This is a genomic window from Mycobacterium sp., from assembly GCF_035697385.1.
In the GTDB taxonomy this organism is placed as follows: Bacteria; Actinomycetota; Actinomycetes; order Mycobacteriales; family Mycobacteriaceae; genus Mycobacterium.
Genome location: NZ_DASSCY010000247.1, coordinates 1 through 17,702 on the forward strand (window position 1 = coordinate 1; position 17,702 = coordinate 17,702).

At 66.1% G+C, this 17,702-nt stretch carries 16 protein-coding genes; 8 read left to right on the top strand and 8 right to left on the bottom strand.

Annotated features, from left to right (window positions below; all coding sequences use genetic code 11):
- On the top strand, window positions 1-300 hold a 300-nt coding region (locus VFH65_RS20765), incomplete at its 5' end, for an alpha/beta hydrolase family protein (RefSeq protein WP_414688466.1).
- Between the two features lie 51 nt (window positions 301-351).
- On the opposite strand, the gene VFH65_RS20770 is transcribed toward VFH65_RS20765, so the two are convergent.
- A complete protein-coding gene (locus tag VFH65_RS20770) occupies window positions 352-1,320 on the bottom strand; it encodes an NADPH:quinone oxidoreductase family protein (protein WP_353323933.1) in 969 nt (322 codons plus the stop codon).
- A 90-nt stretch (window positions 1,321-1,410) separates the two neighbouring features.
- On the opposite strand from VFH65_RS20770, the gene VFH65_RS20775 reads away from it, so the two are divergent.
- Window positions 1,411-2,373: an alpha/beta fold hydrolase gene (locus VFH65_RS20775; protein ID WP_353323934.1), complete on the top strand. Its 963-nt coding sequence runs from the start codon at window positions 1,411-1,413 to the stop codon at window positions 2,371-2,373.
- Between the two features lie 59 nt (window positions 2,374-2,432).
- On the opposite strand, the gene VFH65_RS20780 is transcribed toward VFH65_RS20775, so the two are convergent.
- Window positions 2,433-3,779 carry a flavin monoamine oxidase family protein gene (locus VFH65_RS20780; protein WP_414688468.1) on the bottom strand — a complete coding sequence of 449 codons (1,347 nt, stop codon included), beginning with the start codon at window positions 3,777-3,779 and terminating at the stop codon, window positions 2,433-2,435.
- 25 nt (window positions 3,780-3,804) lie between these two features.
- Here VFH65_RS20780 and VFH65_RS20785 point away from each other — a divergent pair, with 25 nt between their 5' ends.
- The 3 genes from VFH65_RS20785 to VFH65_RS20795 are packed head-to-tail and all read left to right on the top strand — an operon-like array spanning window position 3,805 to window position 7,834.
- Window positions 3,805-4,794 carry a TIGR03617 family F420-dependent LLM class oxidoreductase gene (locus VFH65_RS20785; RefSeq protein WP_353323936.1) on the top strand — a complete coding sequence of 330 codons (990 nt, stop codon included), beginning with the start codon at window positions 3,805-3,807 and terminating at the stop codon, window positions 4,792-4,794.
- Window positions 4,795-4,832: 38 nt separating this feature from the next.
- Window positions 4,833-6,311 carry a flavin-containing monooxygenase gene (locus tag VFH65_RS20790; RefSeq protein ID WP_353323937.1) on the top strand — a complete coding sequence of 493 codons (1,479 nt, stop codon included), beginning with the start codon at window positions 4,833-4,835 and terminating at the stop codon, window positions 6,309-6,311.
- 23 nt (window positions 6,312-6,334) lie between these two features.
- The gene (locus VFH65_RS20795) at window positions 6,335-7,834 is read left to right on the top strand and encodes a flavin-containing monooxygenase (protein ID WP_353323938.1); all 1,500 of its coding nucleotides are present in this window, start codon (window positions 6,335-6,337) and stop codon (window positions 7,832-7,834) included.
- Here VFH65_RS20795 and VFH65_RS20800 read toward each other — a convergent pair.
- Window positions 7,791-8,549 (bottom strand): AraC family transcriptional regulator, encoded by a 759-nt coding sequence (locus VFH65_RS20800; protein WP_353323939.1) that lies wholly within the window; start codon window positions 8,547-8,549, stop codon window positions 7,791-7,793. The two genes, VFH65_RS20795 and VFH65_RS20800, sit on opposite strands and share 44 nt — an antisense overlap.
- A gap of 36 nt (window positions 8,550-8,585) precedes the next feature.
- Here VFH65_RS20800 and VFH65_RS20805 point away from each other — a divergent pair, with 36 nt between their 5' ends.
- On the top strand, window positions 8,586-8,969 hold the full coding sequence (locus VFH65_RS20805) for a DUF4345 domain-containing protein (RefSeq protein WP_414688467.1): 384 nt from the start codon (window positions 8,586-8,588) through the stop codon (window positions 8,967-8,969).
- Here the strand turns inward: VFH65_RS20805 and VFH65_RS20810 are convergent.
- The 3 genes from VFH65_RS20810 to VFH65_RS20820 are packed head-to-tail and all read right to left on the bottom strand — an operon-like array spanning window position 8,960 to window position 12,250.
- Window positions 8,960-9,922, bottom strand: coding sequence for an enoyl-CoA hydratase/isomerase family protein (locus VFH65_RS20810; RefSeq protein ID WP_353323940.1), 963 nt, complete (start codon window positions 9,920-9,922; stop codon window positions 8,960-8,962). The two genes, VFH65_RS20805 and VFH65_RS20810, sit on opposite strands and share 10 nt — an antisense overlap.
- Complete coding sequence (locus VFH65_RS20815; protein ID WP_353323941.1) at window positions 9,919-11,286, bottom strand: cytochrome P450; 1,368 nt, start codon at window positions 11,284-11,286, stop codon at window positions 9,919-9,921. Before VFH65_RS20815 ends, VFH65_RS20810 begins: the two co-directional genes overlap by 4 nt.
- Window positions 11,287-11,302: 16 nt before the next feature.
- Window positions 11,303-12,250 carry an SDR family NAD(P)-dependent oxidoreductase gene (locus VFH65_RS20820; RefSeq protein WP_353323942.1) on the bottom strand — a complete coding sequence of 316 codons (948 nt, stop codon included), beginning with the start codon at window positions 12,248-12,250 and terminating at the stop codon, window positions 11,303-11,305.
- Window positions 12,251-12,531: 281 nt separating this feature from the next.
- On the opposite strand from VFH65_RS20820, the gene VFH65_RS20825 reads away from it, so the two are divergent.
- Both VFH65_RS20825 and VFH65_RS20830 read left to right on the top strand, forming a co-directional pair.
- Window positions 12,532-13,698 (top strand): thiolase family protein, encoded by a 1,167-nt coding sequence (locus tag VFH65_RS20825; protein WP_353323943.1) that lies wholly within the window; start codon window positions 12,532-12,534, stop codon window positions 13,696-13,698.
- 9 nt (window positions 13,699-13,707) lie between these two features.
- A complete protein-coding gene (locus VFH65_RS20830; RefSeq protein ID WP_353323944.1) occupies window positions 13,708-15,909 on the top strand; it encodes an MMPL family transporter in 2,202 nt (733 codons plus the stop codon).
- A 6-nt stretch (window positions 15,910-15,915) separates the two neighbouring features.
- Here VFH65_RS20830 and VFH65_RS20835 read toward each other — a convergent pair whose 3' ends face one another.
- Both VFH65_RS20835 and VFH65_RS20840 read right to left on the bottom strand, forming a co-directional pair.
- Window positions 15,916-17,028 (bottom strand): hypothetical protein, encoded by a 1,113-nt coding sequence (locus tag VFH65_RS20835; RefSeq protein WP_353323945.1) that lies wholly within the window; start codon window positions 17,026-17,028, stop codon window positions 15,916-15,918.
- Window positions 17,028-17,702 (bottom strand): phosphotransferase family protein (locus VFH65_RS20840; RefSeq protein WP_353323946.1); only part of this gene is annotated, 675 nt, incomplete at its 5' end. The genes VFH65_RS20840 and VFH65_RS20835, both read right to left, overlap by 1 nt.

Below are 17,702 nucleotides of genomic sequence, written 5' to 3' on the forward strand. Positions count from 1 at the left end.
GACGGCGAGGCGCCGTTCCTCATCGGCGGCAAGGCCCTCACGCTCAAGCGGCACTTCATCGAGGACGTCCGCGCCGCCGATCTGCGCGAGCGGATCCATACACTCCGCCGAGCGCTGCTCGTCATGCATTCACCGACCGACAACACCGTCGGCATCGCGAACGCGAGCGAAATCTTCAGGGCTGCAAGGCATCCCCGCAGCTTCGTCTCGCTCGAGGGTGCCGACCACCTTCTGACGGGCAAGAATCAGGCGGCGCGGGCGGCCCGCATCATCAGCGCGTGGGCCGACCCCTACCTGTGATTTGTGTGCGTTCTGTCGCGCTCAGCGCAACAAGACGCAGACAAATCGCCACTACCGCACCTTGACGACGACCTTGCCCTTGGCGCTTCGATCCTCCAGCGACGCAATCGCATCCGCCGCACGCTCCAGCGGATAAACCTCCGGCTCGGGTGCTGATACTTTGCCCGACGCCAGCAGCGGCTCCAGCTCTGCCCACTGTTCGAGCAGGTACCCGGGATGGCCGAGGGCCCATGCGCCCCAACCGACTCCGACCGCGTCGACGTTGTTCAGCAGCAGCCTGTTCACCTTGACAGTCGGAATGTCGCCGCCGGTGAACCCGATCACCAGCAGCCTCCCGCCCGGCGCCAGCGAGCGCAGCGAGTCGGTGAAGCGGTCCCCGCCGACAGGGTCGACGACGATGTCCACGCCGCGGCCGTCGGTCAGCTCCTTGACCGCGTCCTTGAAGCCGTCGGCCAGCACGACGTCGGATGCGCCGGCGGCCTTGGCGACGCCGATCTTCTCCTCGGTGCTGACCACCGCGATGGTGCGCGACGCGCCCCAAGCCGGTGCCAGCCGCAGTGTCGAGGTGCCGATGCCGCCCGCCGCCCCGTGCACCAACACGGTCTCGCCCTCGGCCAGCCGGCCTCGCGTCCGCAACGCGTGATGCATCGTCAGGTCGTTGAACAGCAGTCCCGCGCCGGCTTCGAAGGACACCGAGTCCGGCAGCTTGAACACTCGATCAGGTTGCAGCACAACGACTTCGGCCATCGCCCCGTACAGCATCGTCAAGCCGGCCACCCGGTCACCAGCCGCCACGTGGGCACCATCGGGCGCGCTGCGCACGACGCCCGCGATCTCCGCGCCCGGGGTGTAGGGCAGGTCCGGCTTGTACTGATATAGCCCGCGCGACTGCAGTGCGTCGGGAAAAGCCACCCCCGCCGCGTGCACGTCGACGACGACGCCCTCGCCGTCCGGTTCGTCGAGTTCAACGACTTCCGCTGCATGTGGGCCATCGAGCCGGGATATCTGTATCGCGCGCATCTGACCATTTAACATCGCGACCGGCCGCCTCCCTACCAACCGGTAGGATGACGAGTTCCGGCAATGTTGCCGAACTCGATGGGAGCACGCATGAGACGTGGCCAGGAGACCGGCCCGACGGGCAGACGATTCGCCGCGGCCGAGGCGATGCCGCCCGGTCGCGACATGGTCGTCCGCTCCAAGGACGGCACCCGCCTGCACGCCGAGGTGTTCGGGCCAGACGACGGCTACCCGATCGTGCTCACCCACGGCATCACGTGCGCTATCCGGGTGTGGGGCTACCAGATCGCGGACCTTTCCAGCGACTACCGCGTCATCGCATTCGATCACCGCGGCCACGGCCGCAGCTCCGTACCTGCGCGGCGGCACGACTACAGCCTCGACCACCTCGCCGCCGATCTCGACTCCGTCCTGGAGGCGGCGCTCGCACCGGGGGAACGCGCCGTCATCGCCGGGCATTCGATGGGCGGCATGGCCATCACGTCGTGGGCCGACCGCTATCCCGAGCGGGTCACGCAACGCGCCGACGCCGTCGCACTGATCAACACGACCACCGGCGACCTGCTGCGCAATGTGCAGCTCCTTCCCGTGCCGCCGCGCCTAGCCGACGCCCGCGTCCGTGCGGCAGGAACTCTGCTGAAGACGTTCGGTGCGGCGCCCCTTCTGCGCGCGGCGGATCGCCCCAGCCGGCGGTTCGTGTCGACGATTGCGGTGGGCCGCGACGCCGACCCCGCCGTCGTCGACTTCATCTATGAACTTTTCACCTCGACGCCGCCTGCGGGTCGCGGCGGCTGGGCGCGCGCACTGGTCGACGCGCTCGGGCCCGAGCACATCGGCCTGACGAACCTGACGGTCCCGACGGTGGTGATCGGCAGCGAGAAGGACCGGCTGCTGCCGGTGGTTTCGTCGCGCCGCATCGCCAACATGGCACCGAACTTGGAGCAGTTCGTCGAGCTGCCCGGCGGTCACTGCGCCATCGTCGAACGTCCCGACGAGGTCAACAAGCAGCTGCGGCTGCTCGTCGAGTCCGTGAGCCAGAAGCGCAGCGCCTAGCGCTCGCCCGTGAGCGTTGGCAAAAAAGTAGGTGGGAGATGCCGGCGCGGCACCCAGCGTCAGCTCGACAGCGCCCGATGGACTTCGTCGGCCGCACGCTTGCCCGAGCGGACCGCGCCGTCGAAGAAACCCGTCCATTCGTCGGCGGTTTCGGTGCCCGCCCAATAGATGCCGTCGACCGGCTTGTGCAGCCACGGGCCATACGTCGTCCACGAGCCCGGCGGCACCGCGGCTGTCGGACCTCCGGGAGCGAATTCCTCTGTGCCCCAACAATGGTCTATGTAGTCGATCGGTTGCGACGCTTGGTCGCCGAATATCGCCGTAAACCCGGCGAGCGCGCGCTCGCGACGCTCGGGTGCCGGCAGCTGATCGAAGGACCGCGCATCGGTGAAGCCCAACAAAATGCCCGGTCCCGTGTCGCTCGGGCTGACGTCGAAGGTGATGAAGACCGGCCCCTCGTCGGAGAGCGCCTCGCCCGAGCAGCCGTTCTCCCGCCAGAACGGTGTCTCGTAGGCGGCGAAGGCCTTGCTCAGGCTGCCCTGCGGCCAATGCTGCGCGAGCTTCTCGTACTCGGGAGGTAGGGCCGGATCGAACTCGATGCCCGCGCGATGCGCCGGCGGGATCGCCACGATGACCGCACTGGCGGTGACATCGCCACGATCGGAGCCGACCGCCACGGTGCCGTCGGCGCGTCGTTCGATGTGGCGCACGACTGTGTTCAGCACGACCCGCGAGCCCAGCTCCTCGGCCATACGCACCGCGATCTGCTGTGTCCCGGCGGGGAAGCGGTCCTGCTGAGCGCCGCCCTCGACGTCGAGCATGCGCCCTAGGCCGCCGCCCGCCTTGACGTAGCGAACCGCATGCAGCATCGACACCGCCTCGGGCTCACAGCCCCACGTCACCCTGGCCATGATCGCCATCAGATCCCGCGTCGACGCACTCGCGTGCACGTACCGCAGCCACTCGTCGAGGGTCTTGCTGTCGAGGATGTCGGCGATTGGAGACGTCCACGGCTCATGCACCGGCACCCGCCGACAGACCCGGTCGAAACGCCACTGGATACGGGAGACGTCGAGCAACTCGATGATCGACAGCCGCGGAATCGTGCTGCGATACGAGCGGACTCGGCCGCGCCATCGGATGAGGTTCTTGCCGTGGCTGTACGTCCGCACCGTGTCGCAGCCCAGCTCTTTCGCCAGCGCAATCACGGCGTCCTGCGTGGGGCCGACGAAGGTCCCTCCGAGGTCAATCGGCGCGCCGGCGATCGTGGTGGAGCAGGATCGGCCGCCGACGCGATCGCGGCCCTCTAGAACCACCACCTCGTGTCCGAGCCGGACCAGCTCGCGGGCCGCCGACAGCCCCGCGAACCCGGCACCCACCACGACGACGTCGGCATTGCCTGGCATGGTCACCTCACTAGGCTCTCACGCTGTGAAGGTCATGACAGCGTTGTTCGGCCCGACGGATGCAATCGATCGCGCGCACGCGCTGAGGGAGGCCGGGGCCAGCGGTGTCTTCACCTTCGAGGGGCAACACGATCCGTTCACGCCGCTGACGCTGGCTGCGACGGTCGGCGGCCTGGATCTGATGACGAATGTGGCAATCGCGTTCCCTCGCAACCCGATTCACGTCGCGCATCAGGCCAACGATCTGCAGCTGCTGACGAAAGGCCGCTTCACGCTGGGCCTCGGCACACAGGTTCGCGCGCAGATCGAGAAGCGGTTCGGCGCTGACTTCGACCGCCCGGTCGCACGGATGCGAGAAATGGTCGGTGCGCTGCGCGCCATCTTCGCGACATGGAACTCCGGCGAACGGCTCGAATTCCGCGGCGAGTACTTCCAGCACACGCTGATGACCCCGGCGTTCAACCCCGGCCCGAACCCGTACGGCGCGCCGCCGATCTATCTCGGCGCCCTCGGCCCGAGGTTGACCAGGGCCACCGCCGAGATCGCCGACGGCTTGCTCGTCATGCCGTTCGGGTCCAAACGCTTCCTGCACGATGTGGTCCTGCCGGAGGTGCGTGAGGGCTTGGCCATCGCCGGACGCGACGCCGGCGAGTTCGCCATCGTTCCGGAGATCATCGTTTCGGTGGGCAGCGAAGACACCGACCACGCGGCCGCGCGCAGGCTGCTGGGTTTCTACGGGTCGACGCCGGCCTACCGACCCGTCCTCGCGGCGCACGGCTGGGGTGATCTTCAGCCAGAGCTCAACACGCTGTCCAAGCAGGGCCGCTGGGAGGAGATGGGGCGGCTCATCGACGACGACATCCTGCACACCATCGCCGCATGCGGCAGCCCAGCCGAAGTCGCCGCGCACATCCGCGACCGGGTCGACGGAGTGTCGGACCGGATCTGCCTGTACCAGCCGGGCCCGATCGGCGTTGAGTCGTTAGCCGAGATCATCGACGCACTCAGCGGCTGAGCTTTATCGTGGTACCCAGCCGGACCAAAGGAGGTCAGATGGCTGAGCAGGCCGATTACTCCGACGTGCTGATCGTCGGGGCAGGCATCTCCGGAATCGGCGCCGCGTATCGCATCCACGAAAAGAATCCGCAGCTGTCCTACGCAGTGCTGGAGCGGCGGGCGCGAATCGGCGGCACATGGGACCTGTTCCGGTACCCGGGCATCCGGTCCGACAGCGACATCTTCACGCTCAGCTATCCCTACGAGCCCTGGACGCGACCGGAGAACGTCGCGGACGGGCAATACATCCGGCAATACCTCACCGAGACTGCCCGCAAGTACGGCATCGACGAGCACATCCGGTTCAACACCCGCGTCGTGTCGGCCGACTGGGATTCGACCACCGACACCTGGACGGTGCAGACCGAGCAGGATGGAGCACCCAAGACCTACCGTTGCCGGTTCCTGTTCTTCGGCACCGGCTACTACAACTACGACGAGCCCTACAAGCCGGAGTTTCCCGGTATCGAGAAGTTCAGTGGCGACGTCGTGCACCCGCAGCACTGGCCGGAGTCGCTGGACTACACCGGTAAGCGGGTCGTGGTGATCGGCAGTGGTGCGACGGCGGTCAGCATGATTCCGTCGCTGACCGAGAAGGCCGGGCACGTCACGATGCTGCAGCGCTCACCGACCTACATGCTGTCCATGCCGCGGATCCACCCGGTGGTGCAGGCGATCAGGAAAGTCCTGCCGCTGCGGGCCGCCAACACCGCCGTTCGTTGGTACAACACTCTGTTCACCGTTCTGACCTATGTGATCGCGCGCAAGGCGCCCCGGTTCAGCAGGTGGTTGATTCGCAGTGGCGCCAAACGCAATCTGCCGCAGGGATATCCGGTCGACATCCACTTCAAGCCGCGTTACGACCCGTGGGATCAGCGGTTGTGCCTGATCCTCGACAACGACCTCTATTCCGCGGTCAGCGACGGGCGCGCCGAAGTGATCACCGACCAAATCGATCACGTCGACGCCACCGGAATCGCGCTCAGGTCAGGACAGCACGTCGACGCTGACATGATCATCACCGCCACCGGCCTGCAGCTGCAGGCGCTTGGCGGCGTGGAAGTGAGCATCGACGGTGCAGACGTCAAGCCGCAGGATCGCTTCGTCTACAAGGAGCACATGCTCGAAGACATCCCGAACATGGCGTGGTGTGTCGGCTATATAAACGCTTCGTGGACGCTGCGGGCCGACCTGACCGCGCGAGCCTTCGCAAAGCTATTGGCTTACATGGACTCTCACGGATACACGCACGCATACCCGCACCTCGGCGACAAGCCCATGCCGGAGAAGCCGGCGTGGAACATCAACGCCGGCTACGTGCAGCGCGCCGCACACGTGCTGCCGAAGTCGGGCACTCACCGGCCGTGGAACGTGCGGCACAACTATGTGCTGGATGTCATCGACCATCGCTTCGACCGTATCGACGAGTCGATGGTGTTCGGCCGGGCGACGGAAGACGCGGTCAAGTTCGCCTAGTGGGCCCGAGCGGAGGAATGCCGGTGAGCGCCGAAGAGCCCGAGTACAGCGACGTATTGATCATCGGCGCCGGATTCTCCGGCATCGGCGCCGCCTACCGTATCCGGGAGAAGAACCCTAGTCTGCATTACACGATCCTGGAGCGACGCGAACGCCTCGGCGGCACGTGGGATCTATTCCGCTATCCCGGCATCCGCTCTGACAGCGACATCTTCACTTTGTGCTTTCCCTGGGAGCCGTGGACGCGGCCCGAGATGATCGCCGAAGGCGACGACATCTGGGAGTACATCGCCGAGACTGCGCGAAAGCATGGAATCGACAAGCACATCCGGTTCAACACGTATGTGCGGTCGGCCGACTGGGATTCGACCACCGACACCTGGACGGTGCAGACCGAGCAGGACGGTGCACCGAAGACGTACCGGAGTCGGTTCCTGTTCTTCGGCACCGGCTACTACAACTACGACGAGCCGTACGCGCCGACCTTTCCCGGCGTCGAAGACTTCACGGGCGAGGTGGCACACCCGCAGCACTGGCCAGAGTCGCTGGACTGCACCGGCAAGCGTGTCGTCGTCATCGGCAGCGGCGCGACCGCCGTCAGCATGATCCCGTCGTTGGCCGCAAAAGCCGCGCACGTGACCATGCTGCAGCGCACGCCGTCGTACATGATCTCGGCGATGAGAGTGGAGCCGACGGCCAACGCGATCCGAAAAGCGTTGCCGCGGCGCCTCGCCCACTGGATCGTGCGGTGGCGCAACGCGCTGTTCGGCAGCCTGCTGTGGGCGATCGCCCGCACCGCACCGGAATTCAGCAAGCGCACCCTGCGCCGCATCGCGGAGAACAACCTGCCGTCAGGCTACGACATCGATACCCACTTCAAGCCGCCGTACAACCCGTGGGATCAGCGGTTGTGCTTCATTCTCGACGCCGACCTCTACAAGGCCATCAGCGCAGGCGATCTGGAAATGGTCACCGACCACGTCGATCACATGGACGCCACCGGAATCGTGCTGAGATCAGGCCGGCATCTTGACGCCGATGTCATCGTCACCGCCACGGGCATCCAGCTACAGGCGCTCGGCGGCATCACGCTAAGCGTCGACGGAGAGAAGATCGTTCCCCACGACCGGTTCCTGTTCAGGCGGCACCTGCTCGAAGATGTTCCGAACGCGGCGTGGTGCATGGGATATACCAACGCGTCGTGGACGCTGGGGGCCGACATGACCGCACGGTCGGTCGCCGACCTGCTGGTTTACATGGATTCTCACGGGTATACCCACGCTTACCCGCATCTCGGCAGGGTCGACATGCCCGAGCAGCCCGCGTTCAACCTGCAATCCGGCTACGTCAAGCGGGGTTTGCACGCGCTACCGAGATCGGGCACCCGCAGGCCGTGGGCGTTGACCCACAACTACCTGCGTGACGTCCTTGGCCGGCCGTTCGAGTCGATCGAAGACTCGATGGTGTTCGGCCGCGCGGCTAGGGTGTCCGCAGATTCAGCCCCGTCGCGAGAAGCTGTGTAGCACTGAGCCCGAACGTCGACTTGAACCTGTCCGCGAGGTGAGACGGGCTGGCGAAGCCCGACTCCGCCGCCGCGGTGGTCAGGTTCTGTCCGGCCGCGATCGCCGCGCCCGCGTGCACGAGCCGAACCCAGAGCCGGTAGCGGCGCAGGCTGGTGCCCAGTTCGTCGCGGAACAGATGCAGAAACCGCGACTCGGACAGGCCCGCCGCGGCGGCTAGTTCACGCGAGGAGATCGTCGTCGCCGGATCGTCACGGATTCTCTTGGCGCCCTGCGCAATACGGGCATCGACGGCCCGGTTCGCGGCCGGTGCGGCGAGATCGAGCCAGCGGCAGGCGCTTTGGTCATCGTCCGGCGTGAACATCAGCCGTGCTTCGTCGGCGTGGGTGACGCCGATGTCCCCGCTGAGCGAGAACTTGCTCCGGCATGCGTGCGCCCGAAGCGACGTCGGCTCCAGGTAGCAGGACACCAGCCCGCGGCCCTGGCAGATCAGTTGATGGGTCAGCCGCGGCGGGATCAGCACACTGTGCGCATCGCGTTTGGTGCCGTCAGGGGTAACCACGGTGAGCGGTCCGTCGATGCCGACGGCCAAGCACCACACCGAGCCCGAATGGGGCTCGAGATTCAGGCTGGGGCCGGCGTAGAGGGCTTGGCCGGGCCAGAGCCACACCGACGGATAGCAGGTTTGTGGAAGCGGCGCGACCACTTCTGCGACCATGCTGGACTCCTACGTCGGTTCAGACAGGAGGCTACCTTGGCCAGCTCGATCGGCACCGCGGTCATCATCGTCATCAGTGTGTTCTTCCTCGGCATGGGCGTCTACGCGTTGGCCGCCCCAGCGGCGCTCATCCGCCCCTTCGGCATCACCCTCGGTGACGCCGCGTCGCGTTCGGAGGTGCGCGCGGTCTACGGCGGATTCGGCCTCGCGATCGCAGGGGTACTGGCGTACGCGGCCGTGCAGCCCGAGCACAGAGTCGGAATTCTGATCACCGTCGGTGCCGCGCTCGCGGGGATGGCGCTGGGGCGGGTGGTGTCCGCCGTGGTGGATTCCAGGACCGCGTTCTATCCGAACTGGTTCTACTGCTTGGTCGAGATCGTCGCCGCCGCTGCACTGTTGGGCGTCGCGCTTCAGCCCTGACCTTTCGTCCCCGCGATCCACGGTTCGATGTCGCTGACGAACGGGGTGTCGCCCAGCCGTTCGACGTCCTCTCGGAACGCGCTTGCGATGGCGCCCTTCTTCGGATTCCTGCCCGTCGCGATGAAGCTGGCGAGTTCGAAGTCGAGGGCCGCAGGCAGAGTGCGGTGCCCGTTGAAGTAGACGGCCTGCTTGAGGGCCGAGACGGCGTACGGAGATCGGTGCGCAATCCGTGCCGCGCTCGCCTGAGCGGTGTCGAGCAGGTCCGCCGAGGGGACGAGGCGGTGCACGAGCCCGGCCTCGAGCGCCTCCTTGGCCGTGAAGGGCCGACCCTCCAGCATGTGCTCGAGCGCCGCGGCCATGCCGAGCAGCGCCGGCAGCCGCAAGGTCCCGCCGCCACCGGGAATGAGGCCGGCAAGGATCTCGATCAAACCGAGCCGGACATGATCGGAGTCCGCGGCGATTCGCAAGTCGAAGAACAGCGCGAGTTCCAAGCCGCCGCCCAATGCCGCACCGTTGATCGCCGCGATGTACACCACGCCCGATCGGTGCATCCGCATGATGGTCCGCTTGAGCAGAGCGCTGTAGACGATGCCGGTGCCCCAGTCACCGCCCCGCTTCTCGGTCATCTTCAGCAGCGCGGGCACGCGCATTGCCGCGTTGTTGGCCTTGATCGACCACCGCACGAGCCGGTTAGGCATTGGGGGAGTGGACATTTCGAAGAACAGACTGACCTGTTCCGGTTCGGAGTGCGAGACGAACTTCTCGCCGGTCCCCGTCAACACGACCGCGCCGACCGACGGGTCCCGGTCGGCTGCCCGCGTGAGGCGGTCCAAGTCCTTGATCAGTCGAAGCGAAAGGAAGTGATTGGGAGGATCGTCGAATGCCGCTGTGAGGACACGCCCCTGCTGGGTCAGTGACAGCGTGTCGAGCGACAGGCCGACCGCCGTCGTCATCGGCGTGCCCGAATCTTCGCGGGAATCGGGCCGTCCGGCACGATCGTCAGCGGCGCCACCATCGGGAACGCTTGTTCTGTCGACGTCAGCTCGCAGTGCCGGACGACGGACGCAAGCTCCAGCGTTGCCGCCGTCAATGCGAAGAACTCGCCGATGCAGGAGCGGGGACCGCCACCGAACGGCAAGAACTGCCACCGATCGCGGTCATGGGAACGCTGCCCGCTGAACCGGTCGGGATCGAACTCCAGCGGGTTGTCCCACAGGCTCGGATCGCGGTGCAGCGCATAGACTCCGACCAACAGCAGACTCCCACGCTGCACCCGGTAACCGGCGACCTCCATGTCCTCGCGGGCGACCCGCATGATCCCTGGGGTGGGCCCGCCGAGTCGCAGGGCTTCCTGCAGCACGCTCACCGTGTAGGGCAGCTGCTTGCGCGGGTCGGTCTTCAGCTGCTCCGCGTCAGCAGCCAGAACCTCCTCCGCCACGCGATGCTGGATCTCTGGATGGCGACCGAGTGCCCAAAGCGCGTAGGCCAATGTTGTCGCGGTGGTCTCGAGGCCCGACGCCAAGAAAATCACCAGCTCATGGCAGATCTCGTTGTCCGACAGTGGTTTTCCGGTTTCGGGGTCCGTAGCGTCGAGCATCGCCCGAACCAGCGGCGCCTCGCGGCTCGGATCGGTCCGGCAGTCGTGGAGGATCTTCGCGGCGAGCTCGTGCGCGAGCTTGTTGAAGGCGACGGCATGGCGCCGGGCCGGGGTGGGAACCCATCGTGGCACCCGGATGGGCGCCCGGCTGCGGTCGGCGATGTAGCGGCTGACGCGTCGCATCGGCTCGACCAATTCGTCGGTGTTCTGCTCGGGCTCAAACGCCATGATCGAGCGGCCAAGCACCCGCATGGTGATCCGGCGGCTCTCCCTGTCGAGGTCGATCTGGGCGCCGTCGCCCCATGACTGCGCGCAGTCCGACGCGATCTCGTGCATCTGCGCGGTCAGGTCTGCGATCCGCTGCTTGGTGAAGACCGGCTGCAGCATGCGGCGCCGGCTCACCCACTCCTTGTGGCTGAAGTTGAGCAGCGAGCCACCGTTGAGCTTCTGCTGCTCGGTCATGAACGGGAAGTCGCGATCCACCAGCGGATAGGTGGCGGTCAGCACATCGCGTGCACCGCGCGGAGAGGTGACGATGACGAACGGCGGCATCATCCGGCGTGGCGCGATCCGCACCTCGGTCACGGGTCCGCCCGCATCGCGAAACGTCTCGCATCCGGTGTGCGGCTGCTTCAGCGCGGCGATCCGTTGCCGGTGGGCGAGCGGTGTCGCCGGCACCGGTGGCAGAGCGCCGAGATCGGTCTCGGTGCCAATCGTCACGATGGTGTCCTCTCGCTCAGTGATGCGCTGCGTCGATGGCGAACCGAACGCCGGTGTGACGCTCTGAGGCCGCCCACATTTGCGACATCAGCTCCGGATCGGACGCGGCCTTGCCCGCTGAGGCCGGCGCGGGGAGTCCGCGCATCCCGAAGAGTCGGTTCGGCCCGTAATAGCCGCCACGCTGCGCGCTGTGCGAAGCCGCGGCGTACACGATCGACAGCGCACCCACGTCGGCGGCCTGGCCGATGGTCCGGCAGCTGGTGCGCCAGAAGATGTCACCGAACCTGCGACCCGTATGCATGCCCGCCTCGGTATCTGACCACCCCGGCTGCGCCGCCACCGCGGTGAGCGGCGACCCGGCTGCCTCGAAGCGCCGATGCAGCTCATTGACGAACAGAAGATTCGCGAGCTTCGCTTGGCAGTACGCGTCGAAGGCGGAGTACTTTCGCGTCCGCCATGCCGGGTCGTCCGCCATGAGTTTTCCGAATCCGGGACGGCCGACGAACTCATGCGCGCGGCTGGTGACGACGACAACCCGGTCGCCGATGCGATCGAGGATCTGGCCGATGAAGGCGAAGTGCCCGAGATGGTTGATCCCGATGTGCAATTCGAATCCGTCGGCGGTCAAACCCCATGGGACGTAACACACTCCGGCAATGGCGAGGACGGCGTCGACCTGCCCGCACGCGGCCGCGGCCTTGCTGATCGAGGCGAGGTCGGACAAGTCGACGGGCAGCACCTCGGCCGCCGATCCGATCCGATCCGCCAGCGCCTCACCTTGATCGGGGCGTCGGCACGCGAGGATGACCCGCGCACCGGCGCCCGCGAGGTGGCGCGCCGCGGCGGTCCCCAGACCACCGTTGGCGCCCGTAATGAGAAACGTCCGCCCTGATTGATCCCCGATGTGGTCGCCAAGCCAGCGATTCATCGCCTCAGGACTGACCGAGAATCCAGCGGACGGCACGAGGTGTCCTTCCGAGAGACGGCGAGGGCCGGGGCTGTTATAACACGTTCTAGTTTTGTCGTCCAGACGGTAGACGCCCGCGCAAGCGACATGTTAGAACTCAGGCGTTCCCGTCCTCTGGGCAAACACGTTGTTTGACTGCGATGTGTTCTCGCGGGCTACGGAAAGCACTATTGACGGCCGCGTAAGCATTATGGCCCGTCGGCCGGGAACGCCGTTTTCGTTTCATGCAGCTAAGTCATAGATCGTCGCGGAGAGTGCGCGCCGAGGGAGGAGGACTCATGCGAGATCCCGTTGTCGTTTCCTATGCCCGGACGCCGTTCGCGCGCTCGTTCGTGGGAGGACTGTCGAAGGCCTCGGAGTTCGACCTTGCCAACACCGTCCTGCGGGCGGTCATCGATCGATCAGGCGCAGACAGCGGTTCGATAGACAACATCATGCTGGGCGAGGTGCTCCAGGGCGGAGGCTGCATCGCCAGGTACTCGGCCCTCGACCTTGGCCTGCCTCCAGATACGCCCGGGTTCGCGATCGGTGGGTGGTGCGCATCGGGAATGATCGCGATCAACCAGGCCGTCGCGACGATTCGCTCCGGAATGGGCAAGTGCATCATCGCCGGCGGGCTGAATTCTCCGTCGGCATCGCCGTTGGCCGGACCGAACTTCTTGCAAACCGGAGTAGCCGACATGGCCGTCGCGCCAATGCATCCGGGAATCGGTGAGATGCCCGCGCTGGATCTGGCGTTCACGCTCGGCGAGGGAACGGCGAAGGAGTTCGGCCTCACTCGGGAGGAGATCGACGAGTGGGCATTGCGGGCCCATACGCTGGCCGCGGCCGCCGTTGACGACGGATTACTGGAACCGGAGACGGTCCCCGTCGAGGTCGGTGATGTCGCGGTGGCCCATGACGAACTGCCCTGGCGTGATATCACCGAGGAGTCGCTGCGTGCCATGGATTCGTTCATCGGGGCCGAATGCACGGTGACAGTGGCGAATCAAACCGGCCTTACCGACGGCGCCGCCGCAGTCATGGTGTGTGACAGGGATTTTGCCGACGACAACGGTCTAACGCCGCTCGCGGAAGTGATCGGCTGGTCGATTGTCGGCTCTGAGCCCGAACGCGCGACCGGCGCCGCGATTACCGCGACGCGACGCGCTCTGGACGCGGTGAGTCTCCGCGCTGATGAGGTCGACCTGTTCGAACTGCACGACTCCTACGCCTCCATCGGCATCGCCTACGAGCGATCCCTTGAGATCGACAGGGACCGGCTGAATGTGTACGGAGGCGGCCTCGCACTGGGGCATCCGTACGCTGCCTCGGGCACCCGGGTTGTTGGAACCCTGATCAATGCGCTCCAGCGCCGCGGCGGAGGAGTCGGCACCGGCGCCATTGTCAGCGCAGGAGGTCTCGGTGCCGCGATGGTGCTCAACGTCCTAGCTCCGGCGGCCTGACGGTCGACGGTGCTCGCCCTGATCGCCAGGAGCGTCATCGCCGCTCCCAAACGCATCATCACCGCGGCGCTGTTGACCATGGCGGTAGCCGGAGTCCTGGGAGCGCCGGTCAGCACCATGCTGTCGGCGGGGGGATTCACCGACCCGGATGCGGAGTCCAATCGCGCCAACGCGGTGCTCATCGACGAATTCGAGCAGGGCTTCGTACCGCTGTACCTCTTGGTGAAAGCGCCTGGGCCGGTGACGGATCCCGAGCCGCGGGCGGTGGTCGGCGGTTTGGTGACCGAGCTCCGGAACGCCGATCAGGTCGCCAGGGTCAGCTCGCCATGGGATGTGGCCGACCCCATCGCGGCCGGGCTGGTCAGCCGGGACGGGAAGTCGGCGTTGGTGGTCACCTATCTCGACGGTGACGAGACCGCGGGGCTTGCGCATTCGGCAGAGCTGGCCAAGCGTTTCGTCGGCGATCGTGGTTCCGGCATCAGCGTCTCGGCGGGCGGGCCGGGCGCGGTGTTCGCGCAGATCGCCGAGCAGAGCCGCACCGACCTGGTGCTCAGTGAGGCGATTGTGCTGCCGATCAGTTTCGCGGTCCTGATGTGGGTGTTCGGAGGAGTGTTCGCGGCGCTGATCCCGCTTGCTGTAGGAGGTTTCGCGATCCTCGGCTCCATGGCCATCCTTCGGATCTTCGCCGAGGTCACCGAGGTATCGGTGTTCGCCCAAAACCTGGCGGTGGCGATGGGCCTCGCCCTGGCGATCGACTATTCGCTGCTGTTGGTCAGCCGTTATCGCGAAGAAGTCGCCGCCGGCTCCGATCCGCAGGCCGCGATTCGCCGCACCCTGCAGACCGCGGGGCGAACCGTGGTGTTCTCAGCCGTCACGGTGGCGCTGTGCCTTGCGACAATGGGAATCTTTCCGATGTACTTCCTGAGATCCTTTGCCTATGGCGGGGTTTCGGTCGTAGCACTGGCGGCGGTGGCCGCCCTGCTTGTCGCGCCGGCGGCGATTCTGGTCGCACCCGGCCGGGTCGGCAAGTCCGGACGCGCGGGCCCGCTCGAGGACAGTCGCTGGTACGCATGGGCGCTGGCGGTGATGCGCCGGCCGAAGATGGCTGCCGCAGGGGTGGTCCTTCCGTTGATTGTGGTCGGGTTACCTTTCCTGGACGTGAAATTCGGCTTTCCTGACGACCGGATCCTGCCGGCATCTGCCGCTGCCCGGCAGGTAGGCGATCAAATCCGGACCGAGTTCGCTCAAGACATCGGTGCGGCCATCCCGATCGTGGTCAAGCACGACAATCACGTCGACGACACCGAACTCGGCTCATACGCCGCCGGGCTGTCCGCGGTGCCTGGGGTGGTGGCAGTCTCGGCACCGCGGGGCACCTACGTGCACGGTGCGGTGATGGCACCGGCAACCGGGCAAGCCGCAACCCGTGACGGCACAACATTTTTCACCGTCAACACCGCGGCGGAACCATACACCGCGGAGTCGGAGAAACTGCTGGACCGGCTGCATTCGGTGGCGGCACCACCGGACACCACGGTGCTGTTCTCCGGCGCCGAGCAGTCCAATCGCGACGGCGTTGACTCGATAGTGTCGCGCCTTCCGATGCTGCTGACGCTGATCGCCGCGGTGATGTTCGTCCTGTTGTTTCTGCTAAGCGGCAGCATCGTCATACCGCTTAAGGCGTTGCTACTCAACGCCTTATCGCTTACCGCGACATTCGGCGCGATGGTGTGGATCTTCCAGGAAGGACACCTTGGCGGTCTTGGCACCACGGTGATGGGCACCCTCGTCGCGACCATGCCTGTGCTGATGTTCTGCATCACGTTCGGCCTGTCGATGGATTACGAAGTGTTCCTCATCGCCCGCATCCGGGAGTTCTGGCTTGACTCCGACCGATCCCATGCCGCGAATACCCGCGCCGTGGCGCTTGGGCTCGCCGGCACCGGGCGAGTCGTCACCGCAGGCGCACTGGTCATGGCGATCACGTTTGCAGGGCTCATCGCCTCACAGGTGTCATTCCTGAGGCTGTTCGGCTTCGGGCTCACGGTCGCGGTGCTAGTGGATGCGACCATCATCCGATCGATCCTGTTGCCCGCCTTGATGGTGCTGCTGGGCCGCTGGAATTGGTGGGCACCACCGCCGTTGGCCCGGTGGCACGATCGGCTCACCCGCCGCGATGTCGGCGCGCTAGCCGTCGTCCAGCGTGGCTAAGCGCGTCTAAGGCGCAACCGTCAACCAGTCGGAGAAGCCCGACGGGTCGTGACGGCCCAGCGCGCCGTGCTCGAAAAGACCCCAGCCTTCGGCGGACTTGCCGTTCTCACGGCAGACTGCGCGACCGACGTGGTCGATGACGCCGAACATGCTGCGGCCGTTCACCGATGGGTCGGTCATGTCGTAAGTGAGCCGCTCGGTGAACTTCTCGCCCTTCCACACGCCGTGCAGCCAGTCCGAGTCGCCGCCGTACCCGCCGCCGATGTGAATCGGCACCGGTAGCTTGGACTCCACCTCGAACACGACGGAGGATCCGTCAGGCGTCGTGGCTTCGATGGTCGCCCCGTGGGGGATTCGGGTGCCGGAGGTGTAGTGGATCTTCACCCGCGGCCAGCCGAGTTGCTCGACGCGGCCATCTCGCCAGATCCGGGTGCAGTCATTGAGGCTGCGGAAACCGCTCGGATCCTCCTGAATGATCAGCACGATCGCGAAGTCGTCGAACGCCATCGGCACGTAGAGCCACCACATGCCCTCGAACGGCGGATGGGCAGGGCGCCCAGGCGGTTCGGGCTCACCGATCGGCCGAATGCCCCACGACCGGTCCCGGCTGCCCAGCCAGACCGCGGGGTCGACGGCGATCTCCTCGCCGTCGACCGCGATGACTCCGCTCCAGCTGCCCAGCTGGGCGAACCGTTGCGCGTCAAGCGTGATCCGGGTGCCGGTCCGCATCAAGTGGCGTTGCTCTTGGACGACGGGGAACAAACCCTCCCAGGTCAGATCGACAGCGACGCCTTCGGTTTCTTCGAGGATCACCCGCAACTTGTGCAGCGGCTCGACGACCTCGATGCGGTAGGCGCCCACGTGCTGGTTGAGCCGGTCGGAGTCGATGCCGTCGCTCAAATGCACCGCCGTCTGGGTGTCGCCCCTGCGTAGCAGCACAAAGGCGTCCTTGACGCCGAGATTCGGGTAGTACCCGATGCCGGTGATCAGGAAGAGGTCGCCGGTGCGGTTGTGCGCGTTGAGGTACGAGCGGTCGTAGAAGTTGCGATCCGACGACCCGGGCCAGGCGATCGGCTGGGGAATTTGGTGGATGGGGAATTCGTCGGTGGGTCCGAGCATCAGGCGTCATCTCCGATAAGTCGTTTCAGTACCGCGGCGTGGTAGAACAGCGATTCGACGTCGTCGGGTTTCTCGATCTCGCCGAAGCGCACCCGCCGGGCGCTGGTCCGCATGAACACACAGGCCCAGATCACGCCCGAGTACACGTAAAACCAATGCAGGTCGCCCAACTCGGCTCCGGTCAGCTCGGTATAGGTGACCTTCACGTCAGACTCCCGCATGAAGTCGGGCAGACCCGGCAGGCCGGCGAGACCGGCGAGCTCCTGAAAGACCATGTGCGCGAAGATGATCCACGCCACATCCATTTCCCGCGGACCCAGTGTGGCCATCTCCCAGTCCAGCACCGCGACCGGCCGGAAGTCGGAGTAGAGAACGTTGCCGACGCGCGAGTCACCCCACACCAGAACCGGATCGGTAGCGGCTACGTCGCCGGGCCAGTTCACTTCGAGCCACTCCAGCGACCGTTCAATCAGCGCCGATCGGCCGATATCCGGCACGGCGAACTCGTACCAGGACTTCAACCAGTTCAGGTTGCGTCGCAACGCGTTTGGCTCTGATCCGTCGACGAGGAACCCGAACGTCTTCTCGGGCTCTGGAATCGAGTGCAGTTTGGCGATCACCTTGACGGTGCTGTCCTGCAACTCACGCTGCCGCTCAGCGGGTGCGTCGGCGAA